This window comes from Erythrobacter sp. SN021, assembly GCF_021864455.1.
Genome location: NZ_JAKKUW010000001.1, coordinates 113,626 through 132,706 on the forward strand (window position 1 = coordinate 113,626; position 19,081 = coordinate 132,706).

16 protein-coding genes and 2 tRNA genes are annotated in these 19,081 nt (G+C 62.4%); 6 read left to right on the top strand and 12 right to left on the bottom strand.

The window, feature by feature from the left end:
• Nucleotides 1-5: 5 nt before the first annotated feature.
• From pstB to recJ, 9 genes are all read right to left on the bottom strand, one after another.
• A complete protein-coding gene (gene pstB, locus L5849_RS00485; protein WP_234041612.1) occupies nt 6-752 on the bottom strand; it encodes a phosphate ABC transporter ATP-binding protein PstB in 747 nt (248 codons plus the stop codon).
• A 38-nt stretch (nt 753-790) separates the two neighbouring features.
• Complete coding sequence (gene pstA, locus L5849_RS00490; RefSeq protein WP_115416650.1) at nt 791-2,041, bottom strand: phosphate ABC transporter permease PstA; 1,251 nt, start codon at nt 2,039-2,041, stop codon at nt 791-793.
• Nucleotides 2,034-3,419, bottom strand: a complete 1,386-nt coding sequence (pstC, locus tag L5849_RS00495; protein WP_115416651.1) for a phosphate ABC transporter permease subunit PstC — start codon at nt 3,417-3,419, stop codon at nt 2,034-2,036. The genes pstA and pstC overlap by 8 nt, the downstream gene beginning before the upstream one ends.
• A gap of 15 nt (nt 3,420-3,434) precedes the next feature.
• Nucleotides 3,435-4,481, bottom strand: a complete 1,047-nt coding sequence (locus tag L5849_RS00500; RefSeq protein WP_236923847.1) for a substrate-binding domain-containing protein — start codon at nt 4,479-4,481, stop codon at nt 3,435-3,437.
• Nucleotides 4,482-4,569: 88 nt separating this feature from the next.
• Nucleotides 4,570-5,913, bottom strand: coding sequence for an OprO/OprP family phosphate-selective porin (locus L5849_RS00505; protein WP_236923848.1), 1,344 nt, complete (start codon nt 5,911-5,913; stop codon nt 4,570-4,572).
• Between the two features lie 136 nt (nt 5,914-6,049).
• Entirely contained in the window at nt 6,050-7,237 is a 1,188-nt protein-coding gene (locus tag L5849_RS00510; RefSeq protein WP_115416654.1) for an ATP-binding protein, read from the bottom strand.
• 63 nt (nt 7,238-7,300) lie between these two features.
• Nucleotides 7,301-7,375, bottom strand: a tRNA-Glu gene (locus L5849_RS00515).
• A gap of 46 nt (nt 7,376-7,421) precedes the next feature.
• A tRNA-Glu gene (locus L5849_RS00520) sits at nt 7,422-7,496 on the bottom strand.
• Between the two features lie 84 nt (nt 7,497-7,580).
• Nucleotides 7,581-9,359 carry a single-stranded-DNA-specific exonuclease RecJ gene (gene recJ / locus L5849_RS00525; protein ID WP_236923849.1) on the bottom strand — a complete coding sequence of 593 codons (1,779 nt, stop codon included), beginning with the start codon at nt 9,357-9,359 and terminating at the stop codon, nt 7,581-7,583.
• Nucleotides 9,360-9,438: 79 nt separating this feature from the next.
• On the opposite strand from recJ, the gene L5849_RS00530 reads away from it, so the two are divergent.
• The 3 genes from L5849_RS00530 (at nt 9,439) to L5849_RS00540 (ending at nt 11,382) form a co-directional block, all read left to right on the top strand.
• Complete coding sequence (locus L5849_RS00530; protein WP_236923851.1) at nt 9,439-9,924, top strand: flavodoxin family protein; 486 nt, start codon at nt 9,439-9,441, stop codon at nt 9,922-9,924.
• 101 nt (nt 9,925-10,025) lie between these two features.
• Nucleotides 10,026-10,832: a hypothetical protein gene (locus L5849_RS00535; RefSeq protein ID WP_236923852.1), complete on the top strand. Its 807-nt coding sequence runs from the start codon at nt 10,026-10,028 to the stop codon at nt 10,830-10,832.
• A gap of 7 nt (nt 10,833-10,839) precedes the next feature.
• Complete coding sequence (locus L5849_RS00540) at nt 10,840-11,382, top strand: AHH domain-containing protein (protein WP_115416658.1); 543 nt, start codon at nt 10,840-10,842, stop codon at nt 11,380-11,382.
• Here L5849_RS00540 and L5849_RS00545 read toward each other — a convergent pair.
• Both L5849_RS00545 and L5849_RS00550 read right to left on the bottom strand, forming a co-directional pair.
• Complete coding sequence (locus L5849_RS00545) at nt 11,379-12,347, bottom strand: nitronate monooxygenase family protein (protein ID WP_236923854.1); 969 nt, start codon at nt 12,345-12,347, stop codon at nt 11,379-11,381. The genes L5849_RS00540 and L5849_RS00545 overlap by 4 nt on opposite strands.
• A gap of 81 nt (nt 12,348-12,428) precedes the next feature.
• Nucleotides 12,429-13,490 (bottom strand): amidohydrolase, encoded by a 1,062-nt coding sequence (locus L5849_RS00550; protein WP_236924593.1) that lies wholly within the window; start codon nt 13,488-13,490, stop codon nt 12,429-12,431.
• A 327-nt stretch (nt 13,491-13,817) separates the two neighbouring features.
• Between L5849_RS00550 and L5849_RS00555 the strand changes: the two genes are divergently transcribed.
• On the top strand, nt 13,818-15,620 hold the full coding sequence (locus L5849_RS00555; protein WP_236923856.1) for a diguanylate cyclase: 1,803 nt from the start codon (nt 13,818-13,820) through the stop codon (nt 15,618-15,620).
• Here the strand turns inward: L5849_RS00555 and leuA are convergent.
• On the bottom strand, nt 15,617-17,299 hold the full coding sequence (gene leuA / locus L5849_RS00560) for a 2-isopropylmalate synthase (RefSeq protein ID WP_236923857.1): 1,683 nt from the start codon (nt 17,297-17,299) through the stop codon (nt 15,617-15,619). The genes L5849_RS00555 and leuA overlap by 4 nt on opposite strands.
• Nucleotides 17,300-17,527: 228 nt before the next feature.
• Between leuA and L5849_RS00565 the strand changes: the two genes are divergently transcribed.
• Together L5849_RS00565 and L5849_RS00570 are read left to right on the top strand one after the other, a co-directional pair.
• Nucleotides 17,528-17,950, top strand: a complete 423-nt coding sequence (locus tag L5849_RS00565) for a PaaI family thioesterase (protein WP_236923858.1) — start codon at nt 17,528-17,530, stop codon at nt 17,948-17,950.
• Nucleotides 17,951-17,952: 2 nt separating this feature from the next.
• Nucleotides 17,953-19,080 (top strand): epoxide hydrolase family protein, encoded by a 1,128-nt coding sequence (locus L5849_RS00570; protein WP_236923859.1) that lies wholly within the window; start codon nt 17,953-17,955, stop codon nt 19,078-19,080.
• The last annotated feature ends 1 nt before the right edge of the window (nt 19,081 follow it).

Below are 19,081 nucleotides of genomic sequence, written 5' to 3' on the forward strand. Positions count from 1 at the left end.
TGGCCTTATCCGTAGCGACCCGTGATGTAATCCTGGGTGCGCTTTTCGTGCGGATTGGTGAATATGTCAGATGTGCGGCCGTATTCCACCATTTTTCCGAGGTGGAAGAAGGCGGTACGCTGGCTGACGCGGGCGGCCTGCTGCATCGAGTGGGTCACGATTACGATAGCATAACGGCCGTTGAGTTCCGCGATAAGTTCCTCGATCTTCGCGGTGGCGATCGGATCGAGCGCCGAACACGGCTCGTCCATCAGAATGACTTCGGGATCGACCGCAATGGCGCGGGCGATACACAATCGCTGCTGCTGGCCGCCGGACAGCGCCGTACCGCTGTCCTGGAGACGGTCCTTTACCTCTTCCCACAATCCGGCGCGCTTGAGCGATTTCTCGACGATGGCATCGAGTTCGTCCTTGCCTTCGGCCAGACCGTGAATCTTGGGGCCGTAGGCGATGTTCTCATAGATCGATTTGGGAAAGGGGTTGGGCTTCTGGAAAACCATGCCGACTCGCGCGCGAAGCTGCACGACATCCATTCCGGAGCGGTAGATATCCTGGCCATCGAGTTCGATCATCCCCTCGACCCGGGCGGTGGGAATGGTGTCGTTCATGCGGTTGAGAGTGCGCAGGAAGGTGGACTTGCCGCAACCGGACGGACCGATGAAGGCGGTCACGTATTCGGTCGGGATGTCTATCGAAACCGAATCGATCGCCTTCTTGTCGCCATAGAAAACGGAGACATCGGTGGCGCTCATCTTGGCTTCGGTGGGCTCGAGGTTGTCGTGGACTACGGTCACCAGGTTTTCTCGAATTTGTTACGCAGGTAGATGGCGAGCCCGTTCATCACGAGCAGGAACAGCAATAGCACGATGATCGCCGCGCTGGTGCGTTCCACGAAACCGCGGTCGATTTCGTCCGACCACAGAAAGATCTGCATGGGCAGGACGGTCGCGGGAGAGGTAAAGCCATCGGGCGGGGTGGCTACAAAGGCGCGCATGCCGATCATCAACAGCGGCGCGGTCTCGCCGAGAGCGCGAGCCATGCCGATGATCGTGCCCGTGAGAATGCCCGGCAAGGCAAGCGGCAGGACATGGTGGAACACGACCTGGACGGGCGAGGCACCCACTGCCAGCGCGCCATCGCGAATGCTCGGCGGGACGGCCTTGATGGCGTTGCGACCCGAAATCACGATGACCGGCATGGTCATCAGGGCGAGCGTCATACCGCCGATCACCGGCGCCGACCGCAAATTGGGGAACAGCGTCAGGAATACGGCGAGCCCCAGCAGGCCGAAAATGATCGACGGAACGGCGGCCAGATTGTTGATCGACAGCTCGATGAAGTCGGTCCACCTGTTCTTGGGCGCATATTCTTCGAGATAGAGTGCCGCGAGAACGCCGATCGGGAAGGCAAGCAGGAGGGTGACGACCATCGTCAGCATGGAGCCCTTGAGCGCCCCCCAGATACCGACCTGCTGCGGGTTTGTCGCATCCGAGCGGGTGAGGAAGCCGACATCGAAGTTCTTCTCGATCTGCCCTTCTTGCGCCAGTTGCGCCGCGAGCGCCTGCATGTCCTGCGAGCCTTCCCCTTCATACCCCGAAGCGAGATTTGCCGATGCCGGCAGGGAGAAGGTGATCTCTTCGCGCAGGATCGCCGGATCGGCGATGATCGCCGCGGCGACATCGCGCCAGGCCTGAGCGCCGAGTTCTTCAGCGCCTTCCTCGCCCAGATGCTCTTCCGCGAAATACTGGACCACGTCGCGCAGGCCCTGTGCTTCGAGCGAGGCGAGAGCACCCGGCTGTTCCATCGCGGCCGGGTCGGCGGCGATGCCGGCTTCGGCGAAATCGACCGGGACCTGCAGTTCCACGCGCTGGAACCCGCCAATCCCGTTGAAAGTCATCGTCGCGAGCAGGAGTATGAGCACGGCGATCGAGAACAGGATCGCCGACAGGCCGATAGCCTTGAACCGGCGCTCGGCAGCATAACGTTTCTTGAGACGCGCCTCGAAGGCGGGCGTGCGGGTAGGGGCGACACGCTCAGTCATATGCTTCGCGATACCTTTTGACCACGCTGAGCGCGATGAAGTTGAGGCCGAGGGTGACGAGGAACAGAACGAAGCCGAGGGCAAAGGCGCTGAGCGTGGCAGGGTGGTCGAAGCTCCCTTCGCCGGTCAGCATCTTGACGATCTGGACCGTCACGGTCGTCATTCTGTCGAGCGGGTTGGCCGACAGGTTGGCGGCCGTCGATGCCGCCATCACCACGATCATGGTTTCCCCGATCGCGCGGCTGATGGCCAGCATGATCCCGGCCACGATGCCGGGCAGGGCAGCCGGAACCAAGACCCGGCGGATCGTCTCGCTGGTCGTGGCGCCCATGGCGAGGCTGCCGTCGCGCATCGCCTGCGGAACGGCCGTGATGCTGTCGTCGGCCATCGAGGACACGAAGGGAATGATCATCACACCCATGACCAGACCGGCGGCGAGCGCGCTCTCGGTCGAAGGGTTCGTCACGCCGAGCTTCAGGGCGATATCGCGAATGGCCGGTGCGATCGTCAGAGCTGCGAAATATCCGTAAACGACCGTCGGCACGCCCGCGAGAATCTCGAGCGCCGGCTTGATCCATTTGCGCAGCCGGGGGTTGGCATATTGCGTGAGGTAGATCGCGCTCATAAGCCCGAGCGGGATGGCGACGATCATCGCGATGATCGCGCCGATGAAAAGCGTGCCCCAGAACAAAGGCACCGCGCCATAGCGGGACGGATCGGGATTGTCGGGGTTGGCCATGGGGTCGGGACCCCAATGGGTGCCGAAAAGGAAATCGATCGGCGAGACCATGCCGAAGAACCGGACGGTCTCGAAAATGAGGCTGGCAAGGATGCCGATAGTGGTCAGGATTGCCACCAGCGAAGCGCCCAACAGGATCGACATGACGATCCGCTCGACCTTGGTGCGGGCTGCGAAATCGGGGCGCAGACGCAGAAAGGCGTAGGCACCGCCGAGAAACGCGATCAGCACCGTCACCGCGATCCCGATCAGGTTGTAATGCGACAGCGCATCGCGATAGGGTTCGACAAGCGCGGCAGCCTGGGGATTGAACACGGCAGGCGCCGCCCCCGTCGCGACCGCGCGGGCCTCGTTGAGGATCGTCTGGCGTTCGAAGCCGAATACGGGAAGGTCGGCCGCCGCGGGATCGGCCAGGACCGATTGGCTGACGAGACCCGGGGCTATCGCACCCCAGAGCGCCACGAATGCCAGTACCGGAAGGACTATCCACAGCGCGACATACCACGCGTGGTAGGTAGGCAGGCTGGCGAGCCTGCCATCGGCGCTTTCACGCCGAAAGGTCCATGCACGTGCACGAGCCGCCAACCATCCGGCGAGCCCGAGCCCGAGGGCCAGGAGGAGCAAGATGGCTGGCGACATGCGTTACATTCAACCTTACTTGAGCTGGGCGCCGTCGAGCGTCGTGAACTCGGTGGCCGCTTTCTGGTTGGCCGCCATAACGTCATCGGGCGAAGCCACAAGACCGATCTTTGCCAGATCGCCATCCTTTGCCCACATCTTGGTCCACTGGGCGAGATATTCCTTGAGCCCGGGGATCGCGTCGAGATGAGCCTTCTTCACATAGACGTAGAGCGGACGTGCGCCGGGATATTCGAAGCTCGAAATGTTCTCGTAAGTCGGGGCGACACCATTCATGTTGAGGCCCTGAACCTTGTCCGCGTTCTCTTCGAGATAGCTGTAGCCGAAGACGCCAACCGCGTTGGGATTGCCTTCGATCTTCTGGACGATGAGATTGTCCTGCTCGCCCTGGTCGACATAGGCCCCGTCCGAACGCACTTCGGTACAGAGCTGGTCGTAGCGGTCTTCGTCGGTCTCTTTCAGAGCCTTCATGTCCGCGTTGGTCTTGCACCCGGCTTCGAGAACAAGTTCCTTAAGCGCATCACGGGTGCCCGAGGTGGAGGGCGGGCCGTAGACCAGGATCGGCTGATCCGGTAGCGAAGGATCGACGTCGGACCAGGTCTTGGTGGTCTGTTCGCCGCCATAGGGGGATGCGGCCAGCGCTTCGTAGACCTGCTGCGGGGTCAGGTTCATGGTGATCCCGCCCTTGGCCGAAGCGAAGGCGATACCATCGAGACCGACCTGCAGTTCGATCACATCGGTCACGCCATTGGCCTGGCAGTCGGCAAATTCGCTGGCCTTCATGCGGCGCGACGCATTGGTCATGTCGGGCGTATCGGCGCCGACGCCGGAGCAAAACAGCTTCATGCCGCCGCCCGTGCCGGTCGATTCGATGATCGGCGAGCGGAACTCAGGGTTGGAGCGCACGAAGGCTTCCGAAACCGCCTTGGCAAAGGGGAAAACGGTCGAGGAACCGACCGCGCGGATCGAATCGCGCGAAGCGGAGTCGCCACCGCTGCCACCGCAGGCGGCGAGGGCGGCAGCGGAAACCGCGGCGAATATGATGGATTTGGTCTTGGTCATGGGTAGCCCCTTGGGTTGATAGCTAGCGGCGCCAAAGCGCCTCAATGTTACAGGGTTGCGACAATCGTTTGACTGGCCTTTTCGCGGGTCAGAAATCGACCTGCGCGCGCAGACCAACGGCGTCCACACCGTAAGAGGTGTCGCCATTGGCGGTCGGCAGAACGGCATCGGTATATTGCAGTCGGCCGTAGTTGACCATGAAAGCCGTATAATCCGTGGGCTTCCAGATCAGCGAGGCCAGATAACCGGCCTGCTGACCGCCCAGAATGCCGGCATCGTTCAGATCGAGGTGATCGTAGCGCAGGTTCAGCTGGAGCGAACCGAAACCGCCTTCTCCGACCGGGTTGCTGGGTTTGGTACGGTCGAACTTGCCTGCCTTGTAGCCGCGCCTGTCGTCGGTGAGAAAAACGCCCGCTTCGAAATAGGCACCGAAGAAGGTCGGGTCCATCGCCGCGCCGGGCATGTCGACCTTCTGCCAGTAGCCTTCCGCTGCGGCATGGAACCGTCCGGCGATCGCGGCGCCCTCGAGCCCGAATCCGGTCTCGCTCTTCGCGCCGAGTCGGCCGGTATTGACGAACCGTTCCGACGTGAAGTGAACCAGCGGGCGCTGGCGATAGCGCACGGTGGCTGCGGGATCGTCGATATCGTTGTAATGGAACGAGCCCCCGAAATGGAGCTGCGCGTCGCCCGATTTGGGCATGAAGACCAGACGGGCATCGACGCCGCGATTCTTGCTCGAAGTGTCGTCGAAATTGTCGGTGAAGACACCGGCCTGTGCCAGGATCGCGCCTTTCGAATAGGTCACCGATGCACCGATACGGCGTTCGAAGCCGAAAGCGTCGGTGAAGGCGGCGCGCTCGATGAAGGTTGTGTGGAGGCTGCTGGTCAGCTCTTCCAGCGACTGGAAGTTGTTGTGATGGCCGATCGCGATTTCGAGCGGGCCGTCCTCGTAAGTCAGGATGGCGTCGGCCATCTCGACCTCGTTCCCGGCGAAATCGACCTCGACCTTGTAACCGAAGCCGCCCGGGATATCGCCCGAAGCGCCGAGACGGGCACGGCGCACTTCGTTGCCGAAACCATCGCTGGCGCCAGTCGATTCCGGGGCATTGGTCCAGCCGGCATCGTACATCAGGCGGCCGCGCGGCTTGAAACTCCAGCCATCCTCCTTTTCGAGCGTGGCGACAGCCGTCTCGGGCTTCGCCGCGGCGGCTGCGGTATTGGCCGCGATCGTTGCGTCCTGCGCCTCATTCGCAGCCCTGGCGGCCGCCAATTCGTTTTCGAGCTGGTCGATCCGCGCGTTCATCGCGGAAAGCTGGGCGCGCATCTGGGCCAGTTCGTCGGTCGAGACAGTTACGTCCTGGGCGAACAGCGGGGTGGCCATGGTGCAGCAGAGCGCCGCAGCCGCCAGCGACAGGCGGTAGGTACGGGTCATCGGGACGAATCCTTTGAACGGGAAATTACGGTGCGACGACGCCTCTATGACCGCTAAATTACATTTCGATGACAGGTTGCAGGCAAGCGTATGTACCGGCGCGATGCGCTGCGGGGCTTTGCAACGGGGTGTAAGGTCAGACAGTCTCGTCGGCTTTTTCGATCGGCAGGGTGACAGTGACCCTCGTGCCTTCGCCAGGCGTGCTGTCGATGTCGAGTCTGCCACGATGCCGCTCCACGATATGCTTGACGATCGCTAGGCCCAGCCCGGTTCCCCCCGATGCTCGGCTGCGACCCGGATCGGTACGGTAAAAGCGACGGGTGAGGTGGGGAATATGTTCCGGCGATATGCCGTCGCCGCGGTCGGTGACGGTCAGGCGCACACGGCTGTCCCCTCTCGGATGCAAGCGCACGGTGACCCGCTCGCCCGGACTCCCGTATTTGAACGCGTTGTCGACGAGGTTGCGGACGAGTTGTTCGAGCTGTTGCCGGTCGCCAAGAACCTCGAATGCCTGCGCAGTCTCGAAATCGAGCAATGGCGCCCGCTCGCCGCTCGCCGCATCGTGAGCGGCGCGTTCCACCAGCTTGGAGAGGTCGAGTGTCTTGCTGGGGAGGTCGTGCTTCTCGGCTTCGATTCGCGACAGCGACATGAGATCGCTGACAAGATCCTGCAGCCGCTTGGCTTCGCGCTGGATAGTACCGAGGAATTTGTCGGCCATTCGGGGGTCGAGCCGGTCCACGTCTTCGCGCAGCGTCTCGACATAACCGATGATCGAAGCAAGCGGCGTGCGCAGTTCGTGGCTGGCATTGGCGACGAAATCGGTATGCGCGCGGGCAATGTCGGCTTCGGCGGTCTTGTTGACGAATTCGATGACGGCAAGGCCGCCGGGCAGGCTTTTGCGGTTGATCCGCCAGATGTCGGTGCGCCGTGCCAGACCGCGCACGACCGCTCCGCCATCGGCCTTGCGTGCCAGCAGCCGGATGGCTTCGGGCTGGCGCAGTGCCATGCGCACGTCCTGTCCGACGATGTGCCCGCCGAGCAGTTTGCGCGCCGCGAGATTGGCCACGATCACCCGATCGCGTTCGGTGATTACGACCGGCGTTTCGGAGTGCTCGAACAGGTCCGCCATATTGTCGCGGGTGAAAGCGGGGCCGGTGGCAACGGGTTTGTTCTCGGGCGGTCGAGCCGAGACCAGATGAAGAGACCCCGTCCAGACGAGGAAGAGAACCCCCACATAGACCAGGTCGACACCGAGAATCGCAAGAAAGATGCAGGCGACAACCGCCACTGCGAATCCGGGCCAGGGGAAGCTTCGCTCGCTCATTGCCGCGCGCCTTACCCGTGCCCGGCAAGGGGCGCTACCCGCTTTTCCGAAGATGTGGAGAGATGGTGACCCGTACGGGAATCGAACCCGTGTTTCAGCCGTGAAAGGGCCGCGTCCTAACCGCTAGACGAACGGGCCACATATGTGGCGCTTTGCGCGGATTGCAGATGCAATACCGCCACCGTGGTGACCCGTACGGGAATCGAACCCGTGTTTCAGCCGTGAAAGGGCCGCGTCCTAACCGCTAGACGAACGGGCCACACCCGCGTTGCGGGTCGGTGGCGTGGCGGGCCAATTAGGCGTGGGGTTGCGGGCCGTCAACCCTCGAATGCATGCAAATGATTCAATCGGCCCACGCGGCGTCCTCGAGGTGCAGTTCCGCCTGGGGACGATTGCCCCAATCGTCGATCTTTACCCGGCCTGCCAGCCACAGGCGGCGGCCACGCGAACCGTGCAGCAGGGCCTGACCCATGTCGCTTTCCGCGGCACGGAAAGCGATGCCCTTGAAGCTCTTGCCATCTTCGCCGGCGGCGATCAGGCGAACGTGATCTGTTCCGACGATATCGCATTTGACCAGCCGCACCGGACCCACTGCAACGCGTGGGCCGGGCCAGCCTACTCCATAAGGTCCCGCTTCTTCGAGCGCGTGGACCAGTTCGGGCGTCAACCCACCGGGGGCGACCGCAAGGTCCAGCGCCATGGCACGCTCAGCCGAGGCGCGGGCGACCTGTCCTTCGAGCATACGGTCGAGCCAATCGGCCAACGCCTCGACCCGGTCTGCGGCCACGGTCAATCCGGCGGCCATTGCATGTCCGCCGCCCGCCACCAGCAATCCTTCGTCGCGGGCGCGGATGATGGCGGCGCCAAGGTCGACCCCGGCGATCGAGCGCCCGGATCCCTTGCCAGTCTCGCCGTCGAGCGCGACCACCAGCGAAGGCTTACCCGTCTTTTCCTTGATGCGCCCGGCCACGATGCCGATCACGCCGGGGTGCCAGCCTTCACCTTCCACGAGGTGCACCGCGCGATTGTGCTGCGCCGCCAATTGCTCTTCGGCGGCCTCTTGCACTTCCGCTTCGATCGCCCGGCGTTCCTCGTTGAGCGCGGACAATTGCGCTGCGATTTCGCGTGCCTCTTCGGGATCCTGCGTGGTCAGAAGTCTGACGCCTAGCGTCGATTCTCCCACGCGACCGCCGGCGTTGATGCGCGGGCCAAGCGCAAAGCCGAGGTCCGAGCACGCCGGAGCGCGCTTGAGGCGGCTTGCATCGATGAGGGCGGACATGCCGATATTGTCGCGCTTGGCCATGACCTTGAGGCCCTGCGAGACGAATGCGCGATTGAGGCCATGTAGCGCGGCGACATCGGCGACCGTACCCAGCGCGACGACATCGAGCAGCGCGAGCAGGTCCGGTTCCTTGCGCTCGGTGAAGAAACCGCGCTCGCGCAAAGTACGGACCAGGGCAATCGCCAGGAGGAATGCCACCCCGACTGCGGCAAGGTGTCCATGTGCCGCCGCCTCGTCTTCTTCATCCAGACGATTGGGGTTGACCAGCGCCACCGTCTTGGGAAGGTCCGCGGCGCATTTGTGGTGGTCGACCACGATCACGTCGATGCCCGCCTCATGCGCCATGCCCAGCGCCTCATGCGCCATCGCGCCGCAATCGACCGTGACGATCAGGCTGGAACCTGCCTGGCCTAGCTTGACCAGAGCTTCGCCCGACGGTCCGTAGCCTTCCAGCAGCCGGTCGGGAATGTAATAGTCCGCTTCCACGCCCAGCTCGCGCAACAAACGGATCAGCAATGCGGAACTGGTCGCCCCGTCGACGTCGTAATCGCCGTAAATGGTGATTCTCTCACCCGCGATAACGGCCTGCGCGATGCGATCGGCGGCAACGTCCATATCGCGGAACAGGGATGGATCGGGCAGGAAATTCCGCAATGTCGGATTGCGATGTCGCTCGATATCCTCTGCGGCGACTCCGCGTGAAAGCAAGAGCTGACGCACGATATCGTCGTCCAGGCCCGGCGTGTTGCCGAGCTCCATATTCCCGCCACGCCAGCGCCAGGCACGGCCGGTAAGTGAGGAGGAAACACCGAATACGTGGGAGAGGGCCTGCGATGCCATGGGATGGCAATAGCCGGTGCGGGGTGTGGGAGGAAGTTCTGGAGATTGACAATCGACAGGTGTTGGCGATGCTCTGCCGATGGCCCCAACGTCTCTGCTCATCGTCTGGCACAGCCGCACCGGTACCAGCGAGCAGATCGCTCGTGCCGCCAGTGAGGGCGCCGGCGACGGCGGCGTGCTGAAGCGGGCGTCGGATGTTTCGCCGGAAGATCTGCTTGCGGCGGGCTGCTACCTGTTCTGCTGCCCGGAAAATCTCGCCAGTATGAGCGGCGAGATGAAGGAAATGTTCGACCGCTGCTATTACCCGCTCCTGGGGCGGATCGAAGGCAGGCCCTATGCCACGGTCATCGCCGCCGGATCGGATGGGGAGGGCGCGCAGCGGCAGATCGATCGCATCGCCACGGGCTGGCGGTTGAAGCGAGTGACCGATCCGTGGATCGAAATGACCGACGCACAGGAACCGGAAGCGATTCTCGCACCGAAGACCGTTGCGCCCCAGACGCTTGCCAACGCGACCGAACTCGGCGCGGCTCTGGCCGAAGGGATCGCGCAGGGGATCTTCTGAAAAAAGGGTCCGCTTTCGAGCATTAGCCTTTTGTGGACTCGACGGCCTGCCGGATTGCAGCCAAGGTTTGCTCTTCGCAGGGAGAAGGACGGCGTATTCTGGTGGCGGCCGGTGAGCGAAGCATTGGCGATGGCAGCACAATCGGTTCCGGCCTCATCCTCTTGTTCGACAAGGGTAAAAGGCCGGATCGCGCCGATTTGCTCGCAGCCCTTTCGGACCAGCCGCGCATCTCGATCAGCCACGATCCCATCGCAGTCGAGAGACTTGACCCGGTAAATGGCGCCGCCCTGCCGAACGACGGCGATATCGACTGGGTCGAACTGCTCGCCGACGGGTTGACCTTCGATTTGCTCGGCTTGCGACCAGGCCCCGCGCTGGCCACGCCGGAAGTTGGCTATCTGTTCAACGTCCAGGTCGACCGCGAGGAGGGGAGCGAAGCGCTCGGACTGTATCCGGGACCGCATATAGCGCAGGGCGCCCATGCACTTCCGATTGTGCGAACCCTACTGGGGATCGGCGCCGCGCTGGTCCGATCGCTGGGCGGCGTGAATGCGGTGTGCTGGCCTCCCGCACGCTCTGCCATCGCGCCGAAGTTTTTTGCCAAAACGACCGAAAGCTGGCTCACCGGCGGACCGTTTCCCGCACTCGGACTGCTCGGCATCCGGTTCGACGGGCAGGGGGCATTGTGTAGCGAGGGGCTAAACTTCTTCACCGATTGCGAATTGTGGCTCGATCCCGCCCTGTGCCGCGATCGAACCGCCGCTACGCGCCTGGCTGTGCGCGTGGTCCAGGAATTGATCGGTTTCGACCTGCGGGAAAGCGCTTGCGAGTTTGCGACCGAAGACGGGACAATCCTGAAATTGGAACCGGATCGCCCGGCCGGTCTGCTCAGGATTTTTCCAGCCTGACTGCGGGATGGATTATCGCCTGCCAGCCACCTTGGGCGCCAATCGTCGCAACCTTCCATTCCGGGCCGTAAACCGACGCGGATCTCCCCAGCACGATCCTGCGTTGCAGAGGCATCACCTGCTGCCACGCCAATTGCTTGGTGAGGCATGTTTCGAAGCTTTGTTCGATGCTTTGGGCACCGAACGGATCGGTTTCGACGACTTTCGCAGGAATGGTCTGCTGCTCCCCGCGCGCGAGGAGGCTGCGCGGCGCCTGGCCCTTCCGCTCCACCGCGGGCCGCACCGCGATTACAATGCGATGGTGATCGAACGGGTCGGCCGCATCGAACGCAAATGGGCGCGCCAATCCACGTCCGATCCGATCCACGCCGCCGAAACCGCGCTGATGCGGCTGGCGCTGTTGCAGCGGGCCTTGCGCCAAAGGCTGCTGGACGAGCGAAAGCCCTTGCGGCTCAATCGCAAGGACCCCCTAGGCAGGGGAGTCGACTTTTCCGACCTCGATGCGATGGCTGAGGTTTTATGGGCCGCCGGGACCGCCGTGGTGCTTTAGGCGGTCACCTTTGCCAGCGCTTCCTTCGCGGCGATATATTCGCGTTCGAGCCGGGCGACCGTTTCTTCCACCGGCGCGCTCTTGGTCACGCTGCCAATGCCCTGGCCCGACCCCCAGATGTCCTTCCAGGCCTTGGCCTTGGTGTTGCCGCCGCTGCCGAAGTTCATCTTGCTGGGATCGCTTTCGGGGAGATTGTCGGGATCGAGCCCCGCACCCTCGATGCTCGACCGCAGATAATTCCCATGCACCCCGGTGAAGAGGTTGGTGTAAACGATGCCGTCGGCACGGCCTTCGACGATCGCGTCCTTGTACCGCTGATCCGCATTCGCCTCGCTCGCCGCGATCCATGGCGAACCGATATAGGCGAAGTCCGCGCCTAGAGCCTGCGCGCCCAGGATCGAGCGTCCATGAGCGATGGAGCCCGAAAGCGCCACCAGACCATCGAACCATTCGCGGATTTCCTGCATCAACGCGAAGGGGCTGAGCGTGCCGGCATGACCGCCCGCACCTGCGGCCACAGGAATGAGCCCGGAAGCGCCTTTCTCGATCGCCTTGCGAGCAAAGCGGTCGTTGATGACGTCGTGCAGCGTGATTCCGCCCCAGCTATCCACGGCCTTGAAAACCTCTTCGCGTGCGCCGAGCGAGGTAATCACCATGGGCACCTGCCATTTTGCGCAGGTCTGCATATCGGCATCGAGGCGATCGTTCGACCTGTGGACGATCTGGTTCACTGCATAGGGCGCTGCCGGTCGGTCGGGATTGTCGCGATTATGCGCGGCCAGCTCTTCGGTTATCTGGTGGAGCCATTCATCCACCTGGCTCTGTGGCCGCGCGTTCAATGCGGGAAAGCTCCCGACAATACCGGCCTTGCACTGCGCGATGACGAGTTCCGGCCCGGAAACGATGAACAGCGGCGATCCGATTACGGGAATACGCAACTTGTCGAACGGGGCGGGCAGGGTCATGCAGGAGGCTCCTCTGAGAACTGTGGAGGCGAGGGCCTATGGTGCGTCGAGGCGCTTGTCGAGAGTGACGTTACGTAAACGTCAAGCGTCGGTCGGGGCGCGGTCGAGGATATGCTCGATGTCGTAAACTCGCGCCGCCGTGGCTGCGAAAAGCGCGCGCTTATCGTCCTTGCTGTACCCGGCGGCAAGACGCTTGAAGGCATTCCAAAGGGTCGGATAGCTGGCGCCCCAGCGATCCACCGGGTAATTGGATTCGAACATTGCGCGCCCCGGACCGAAGGCCTCGATGCAGGTTTCGACATAAGGCCGCCACAACGCCGCCAGATATTCGGAACCGTGCTCCTTCGCCGGGCCATCCTCGGGCAGGCCGCAGAAAGCCATCGCCAGACCGCCGAGCTTCACCGCTACATTGGGACATTCGGCAAGGGCATGGATCGAACGGCGCCAGACATCGAAGCGTTCGTGCAGCTTGCCGCGATAGGATGCGATATTGAGCGGTGTGCCGCAGTGGTCGAGGACGATCTGCTGTTCCGGGAACGCCTTGGCGAGGTCGAGCAGGTCCCCGAGCTGGGGCTCGAGCAGCCAGGCATCGAAGGTCAGCCCGTAATCCGAGTAAGCCGCGAAACCGGCGCGGAAGGCGTCCGAGCGGTAGAGGCCCTCCGGTGCGTGAAAAGGCGGGCCGAGCACATCGGGATCCGCATCCCATGCTGCGGCATGGCGAATACCCTTAAAGCGTCCATTGCCGGCGGCGATCAGGGCTTCGACAACGGGCCTGACCGCATCGCCAAGCGTCAGGTCGGCATGCCCGACGATTGCCGCACAGGGGCGATAATCGCCGTACTGGCCGCTGGCTCCCTGTGCCGCGACACCATTGGCGAATTCGACTTCGCCGACCGGTTTCATCGCGTCGGCGCGTGCAGCGTCGTAGAAGGCGCCGCATTCCATGAACACCGTGCCGATCACCTTGTGCCCCGAATGCGTATCGGAGTGGAGTTCGTCGAAAGTATAGTAAGCGGCTCCGGCGACGGCTTCGATGAAATCGTGCCTCGGTTCCGGAAAAGCCGCGATCAGCGGGCGCAGGTCCCAAAGGTGGTGGTGCGGATCGATGATCGGCAGGTCGGGTTCGAGGATATCTTCGGTCATCGGCGGCACTCTCCCCAATTTGTCGCGGTCGGCGCGATCTTCACCCATGGCAAAGCCTTCATGATGGAACACATGGACCACGATGCTGACAAGGAAAAGTGGTGGTTTCGATGGACGGCGTTACATCTCCTATCGATGGCGAGCGTCCTGACGAAACGGAAAGGTTAAGAATCAGGGGGTCGTAGATGCGGCCCGTATCCTGGCTTTTTGCGAGCGCATAAGTGGAAATGCGTATGCAACTGCCTTTCCCGCGTTAAGCTTACCGGTCTAGCGACCTGTTATGGAGTGGTTGAACATATGATGCATTCCAGGGCACCGAATCCTGTGATGCAAATCGCCACCTACGGTGCGGTCTTTTTCTGTGTCACATCCCTGACGATCGTCTGGACTCGGTTTTCCGGGGGGCTTGCGTTGGTGTGGCCGGGCGCGGCCATTGCTGCGGCTCTGTTTCTCACAATTCCGCGCTCCCACTCCTTGGCTGCCGCCGTGACCCTCGCCGCCTTCAGCACTCTCGCTACCGCACTGTTTGGTTTGGGGCCGGTCTGGGCAATTCCATTCGCCCTTGTGAATGTCTTCGAAGCCTGGCTGATCGCATGGCTGCTGGTTCGCTTCCGGCCGCAACGGGACTATGTCGAAAGCGAAATCGGAATCGTCTGGCTGGGTTTTTTGGCGGGGATCGTCGGGCCGCTGGCTGCTTCCATTCCCGGAGGTATACTGGCCTCGCAGGTCATCGCCGGGGGGTGGCAGGAGCATTCCTTTTCATGGTTTATCGCCCATGGATTGGGCACGCTTCTGGTGATGCCGCTTACACTGCTCCTGGCCTCGTACAAAAAGCCGGTTTTCGCGCGACTATTGAAACGTGACCGGATACTGCCCTTCATCGGCATGACCTTGCTGACGATAGGGATTTCCGCTGTCGCCCTTCTGCAATCGACCTTCCCCACGCTGTTTCTTCCGGTCGTGCCGCTCGTCCTCGCCAGTTTCCGCTTCGGGCGCTTCGGTGCAGCGATTACCGTGTTGCTCATCACGCTCGCGTCTGCCGGAACGCTTGGGGCGGACACCGGCGTCTTTGCGGAACTGACCATTCCGTTGTGGCAGAAAGCCCTGTTCCTGCAATTCTATCTCAGCATCCTCGTGCTCCTGTCCTTCCCGCTCGCCGTGGCGCTCAAACAGCGGCAGCGGTTCATGGAAGAACTCGCCAATCGTGAAGCGATGCAGCGCCTTATCGCGGATCATTCCGACGATGCCCTGCTGCAGCTCGACCAGCATGGCATGATCCGCTTCGCCTCGCCTGCCTCCATCCGGTTGAGTGGTCGCGACAAGGTTGTCGATCTTCATCTTGCCGCGTTTTTCAGCGAGTTCGACAAGGAAATCGTGGATGGAACTCTACGATCTGCGGCGCAATATCCCGGACACACGGAAATCATCGAACGGTCCGTCGAAAGGGGCGGCCAGACCCGCTGGCTGGAAGCGAAGCTACGCGCCATTGATTCCTCGAAACACCAGGCATCCGCCTATGTGGTTACGATCCGCGACGTCACTGCTCGCAAGCTCGACGAGATTCAGGCATCTCGGGAAGCACGTACCGACGCGCTCACCGGTCTGCCCAACCGCCGGGCCTTCCTCGATGTGCTGGAGGACCAGCTCGAATTTGCCGATGAGGAGCCCTTCGCCCTGGCGCTGGTCGATCTCGATTATTTCAAGCGTGTCAACGATTCCTACGGCCATGCGGTCGGGGATGCTGTGCTCAAACAGGTTGCTGAAATCATGCGCGAAAGCGCTAACGACAATTGCTTTTTCGCGCGCCTCGGTGGGGAGGAGTTCGGTATGATCGCTGTGGGTCCCGCGCGCGAGACCGCCGCGATCATATGTGAGAAGCTTCGGCTCGCTATCCAGCGTCATGTCATGACCGACAATGATGGCGGCACGTTCAACATCACCGCATCGCTCGGGATCGCACGCATCGCCGAACGGTGCAGTTCTTCGATGGCGATGCAGGCTGCCGACGGCCCGCTTTATTCCGCCAAGGCAGCGGGACGCAATCGCCTGCGTCATGCACAGGACATGGGCCGACATGGCGAAAACCGGAAACCTCCGCTGGAGGATAGCCGGGTGGCCGCGAATAGCTAGATTGTCTCGACCGCCGAATTCGCAGCGCTTAGAACCGCCCGCACGCTCGCTGTGGCCACGTCCTCGTCGATGCCACACCCCCAGATAGTCCGGCCATCCTTGGCGCGGCATTCTAGGTAGGCGGCGGCGCGGCTGTCGCGGCCTGCGGTGAGCGCGTGTTCGCTGTAATCGACCACTTCGAGCGACAGGCCGAAAGCGTTCTCGATCGTCGTCAGCACGCTGGAAATGAGCCCGTTGCCGCGGCCCGAAACGGTCTGCTCCTTGCCCTCGACCGCGATGGTGCCGGTGAACAGGCGGGTCCCGTCGCTGGCGCGGCGTTCGTCGTAATCGACAAGCTGGAAATGCTTATCTGCCGTCTGGACGTGATAAGCGCCCTTGAAGGCCGCCCATATGTCGGCGGCATCGAGTTCGCGCCCTACTTCGTCCGCCATGCGCTGGACGTGGGGGCTGAAGTCGGCCTGCATGCGCTTGGGCAGTTTGAGGCCCTGATCCTGCTCGAGAACCCAGGCGAAGCCGCCTTTGCCGGATTGTGAATTGACCCGGATGACCGCTTCGTAGCTGCGGCCGAGATCGGCGGGATCGATCGGCAGATAAGGCACGCGCCAATGCGGATCGTTCTGAGTCTCGAGCGCGGCGAATCCCTTCTTGATCGCATCTTGGTGGCTGCCGGAAAATGCCGTGTATACGAGCTCCCCGCCATAGGGGTGGCGCTGGTGTACAGGCAGTTCGTTGCAATATTCCACGGTCTCGATGACGCGGTCGATATCCGAAAAATCGAGTTTTGGATCAACGCCTTGCGTGTACATGTTGAGCGCCATGGTCACAAGGCAGCAATTGCCCGTCCGCTCCCCATTACCGAACAGGCAGCCTTCGACGCGGTCCGCGCCTGCCATCAGCGCCAGCTCCGCCGCTGCGACCCCGGTGCCGCGATCGTTATGCGTGTGCAGCGATATAATCGCACTCTCCCGGTTGGGCAGATTGCGGATGAAATACTCCACCTGATCGGCGTAGATATTGGGCGTCGCCGCTTCGACGGTGGCAGGCAGATTAAGGATGATCGGGTGCTCGGGTGTCGGCGCGAGCACCTCCATCACCGCCTCGCAAACCTCCAAACTGAAATCGAGTTCGGCGGTCGAGAAGGTCTCGGGGCTGTATTGAAAGTGCCAGTCGGTCTGCGGCTGCCTGCCTGCCTCGTCGCGCATGACCTTCGCGCCGTGCACGGCAATTTCGCGGACCTGTTCGGTGGTCATGCCGAACACGACTTCGCGCCATGCGGGGCTGACCGCATTATAGAGGTGGACGATCGCTGCCCGCGCTCCGGTCAGGCTGGCGAAGCTGGTGCGTATGAGATCTTCGCGGCTCTGAGTGAGCACCTGAACCAGTACGTCGTCCGGAACGCGGCCCGATTGCACGAGGCCGGAGATAAAATCGAATTCGGTCGCACCCGCGCTGGGAAAGCCGACTTCGATTTCCTTCACGCCGATCTCGACCAGCAGATCGAAGAAGCGGTTCTTCTTGTGCGCATCCATCGGGTCGACAATGGCCTGATTGCCATCCCGAAGATCGGTGGAGAGCCAGCGTGGGGGCGTGGTGATGGTTCGGCTTGGCCATTGCCGGTCGGTCAGAGCGACCTGCGGGAAAGGCGAATACTTGGTGCTCGGGTTGTGGAGCATGGACATTACGAGGGTCTCTGGTCTTGCGGAAGCTTGCGGGGCGGTAGTTGGTCCCTTGGGCGCTCAGCGCACCGCGAAAGGCACGCCAGCTATCACGCCCAAGGGCGTGTAAGTCGCAGGATAATCAGACCGAGTGCGTAGTGCATGGCCATCGCTATGGTGCCCTTCCTCGGGGTTGTAAAGCAAAAGAAGCTTGGGCATCGCGTGACATATTGTTTCGCGAAGGGAGAGGGCATGGCAGACGGACATTCATTACACGAGACGATGGGGCTGGTGCGTATCGTCTCCACCGACCCGGAAGGGCGTGCGAGCCTGGAATACGAGGCCAAGCGGGAACAGTGCCATTCGGGCGGCGTGGTACAGGGTGGCTTCATCAGTGGATGGATCGACGCCGCAATGGCCCACGCCGCGATGGCGAAGAACGGGCAGGGCATCGTCCCGATGACGCTGGAGCTGAAGGTCAGCTTCTTCGCGCCGACGCGGCCTGGATCCGTGATCGCGGAGGCCTGGGTCGAGCGGCACGGCAAGCGCACCAGCTTTTACGAGGGACACCTCAAGGATGCGAGCGGAACCATACTCGCCAAGGCGACCAGTACGATTCTGCTGGCAGATATAAGCCGGGTGGTCGAGGCTTCGAAAAAGGCGACCGGAGGGTAGGCATGGGCGCAATCAGGCCGTTTGAGCTGACTGTTCCGGACGATGAACTGGTGGCGCTCGCCGACCGGCTCGACCATGCTCGCTGGCCCGAGGAGGAGCCGGTCCATGACTGGTCGCAAGGCACGAAGGTCGCAGCTCTCAAGGAGTTGGTCGCCTATTGGAGGATCGAATACGACTGGCGGCGCTGCGAGGCGCGGTTGAACGAGATCGGTCAGTTCATGACCGAGATCGACGGGCTCGATATCCATTTTCTGCACAAGCGCTCCAGCCGCCAAGACGCAATGCCGCTGGTGATCACCCATGGCTGGCCCGGATCGGTGGTCGAGTTCCTCGATGTTATGGATGAGTTGGCCGAACCCACGGACCCGGAGGCGATGGCCTTTCATGTGGTCGCTCCCTCGCTGCCCGGCTACGGTTTTTCGCAGAAACCATCCGCGACGGGCTGGGGTGTCGAGCGAATTGCACGAGCATGGTCCGAACTCATGCAGCGCCTCGGCTACACCCGTTGGGTGGCACAGGGCGGCGATTGGGGCGCTGCGGTGACGACCGCCATAGGGCAACTTGCACCGCAGGGGTGCAAAGGCATTCACCTCAACATGCCGATCGGCAGGCCCCGCCCGGAAGACCTGCAGAGTGAGGATCCGCACGTGCTCGACGCGATGCAGCGCCTTGGCTTTTATCGGGAATGGGACTCGGGCTATTCGAAGCAGCAGAGCACTCGCCCGCAGACGATCGGCTATTCGCTGGTCGATTCTCCCATCGGGCTGGCTGCATGGATACTCGAGAAGATCTATTACTGGACCGACAATGACGGCTCGCCCTGGGATGCGCTGTCGATGGATCAGGTGCTCGACGACATCATGCTCTACTGGCTGCCTGCCACGGGAGCCTCGGCAGCGCGGCTCTATTGGGAGAGTTTCGCCAAGCTCGGTGGAGACACGGTGGACATCCCTGCCGGTGTGAGCGCTTTTCCGAAAGAGATACTGCCCGCACCGCGCGCCTGGGTCGAACGCACGCTGACCAATCTTAGCTACTGGAACGATCTTGATGCGGGTGGCCACTTCGCCGCGTGGGAGCAACCCGAGCTGTTCATAGGCGAGTTGCGCGCCTGTTTCGCAAGGATGCGATAGG

Bases quoted from the DNA above. Each gene is read 5' to 3' on its own strand.
- L5849_RS00500 (WP_236923847.1), bottom strand. From the start codon at position 4,481: ATGACCAAGACCAAATCCATCATATTCGCCGCGGTTTCCGCTGCCGCC.
- pstC (WP_115416651.1), bottom strand. From the start codon at position 3,419: ATGTCGCCAGCCATCTTGCTCCTCCTGGCCCTCGGGCTCGGGCTCGCC.
- L5849_RS00545 (WP_236923854.1), bottom strand. From the start codon at position 12,347: ATGACCCTGCCCGCCCCGTTCGACAAGTTGCGTATTCCCGTAATCGGA.
- L5849_RS00530 (WP_236923851.1), top strand. From the start codon at position 9,439: ATGGCCCCAACGTCTCTGCTCATCGTCTGGCACAGCCGCACCGGTACC.
- L5849_RS00505 (WP_236923848.1), bottom strand. From the start codon at position 5,913: ATGACCCGTACCTACCGCCTGTCGCTGGCGGCTGCGGCGCTCTGCTGC.
- L5849_RS00510 (WP_115416654.1), bottom strand. From the start codon at position 7,237: ATGAGCGAGCGAAGCTTCCCCTGGCCCGGATTCGCAGTGGCGGTTGTC.
- L5849_RS00540 (WP_115416658.1), top strand. From the start codon at position 10,840: ATGGATTATCGCCTGCCAGCCACCTTGGGCGCCAATCGTCGCAACCTT.
- L5849_RS00550 (WP_236924593.1), bottom strand. From the start codon at position 13,490: ATGACCGAAGATATCCTCGAACCCGACCTGCCGATCATCGATCCGCAC.
- L5849_RS00565 (WP_236923858.1), top strand. From the start codon at position 17,528: ATGGCAGACGGACATTCATTACACGAGACGATGGGGCTGGTGCGTATC.
- L5849_RS00555 (WP_236923856.1), top strand. From the start codon at position 13,818: ATGCAAATCGCCACCTACGGTGCGGTCTTTTTCTGTGTCACATCCCTG.
- L5849_RS00570 (WP_236923859.1), top strand. From the start codon at position 17,953: ATGGGCGCAATCAGGCCGTTTGAGCTGACTGTTCCGGACGATGAACTG.
- leuA (WP_236923857.1), bottom strand. From the start codon at position 17,299: ATGTCCATGCTCCACAACCCGAGCACCAAGTATTCGCCTTTCCCGCAG.
- pstB (WP_234041612.1), bottom strand. From the start codon at position 752: ATGAGCGCCACCGATGTCTCCGTTTTCTATGGCGACAAGAAGGCGATC.
- recJ (WP_236923849.1), bottom strand. From the start codon at position 9,359: ATGGCATCGCAGGCCCTCTCCCACGTATTCGGTGTTTCCTCCTCACTT.
- pstA (WP_115416650.1), bottom strand. From the start codon at position 2,041: ATGACTGAGCGTGTCGCCCCTACCCGCACGCCCGCCTTCGAGGCGCGT.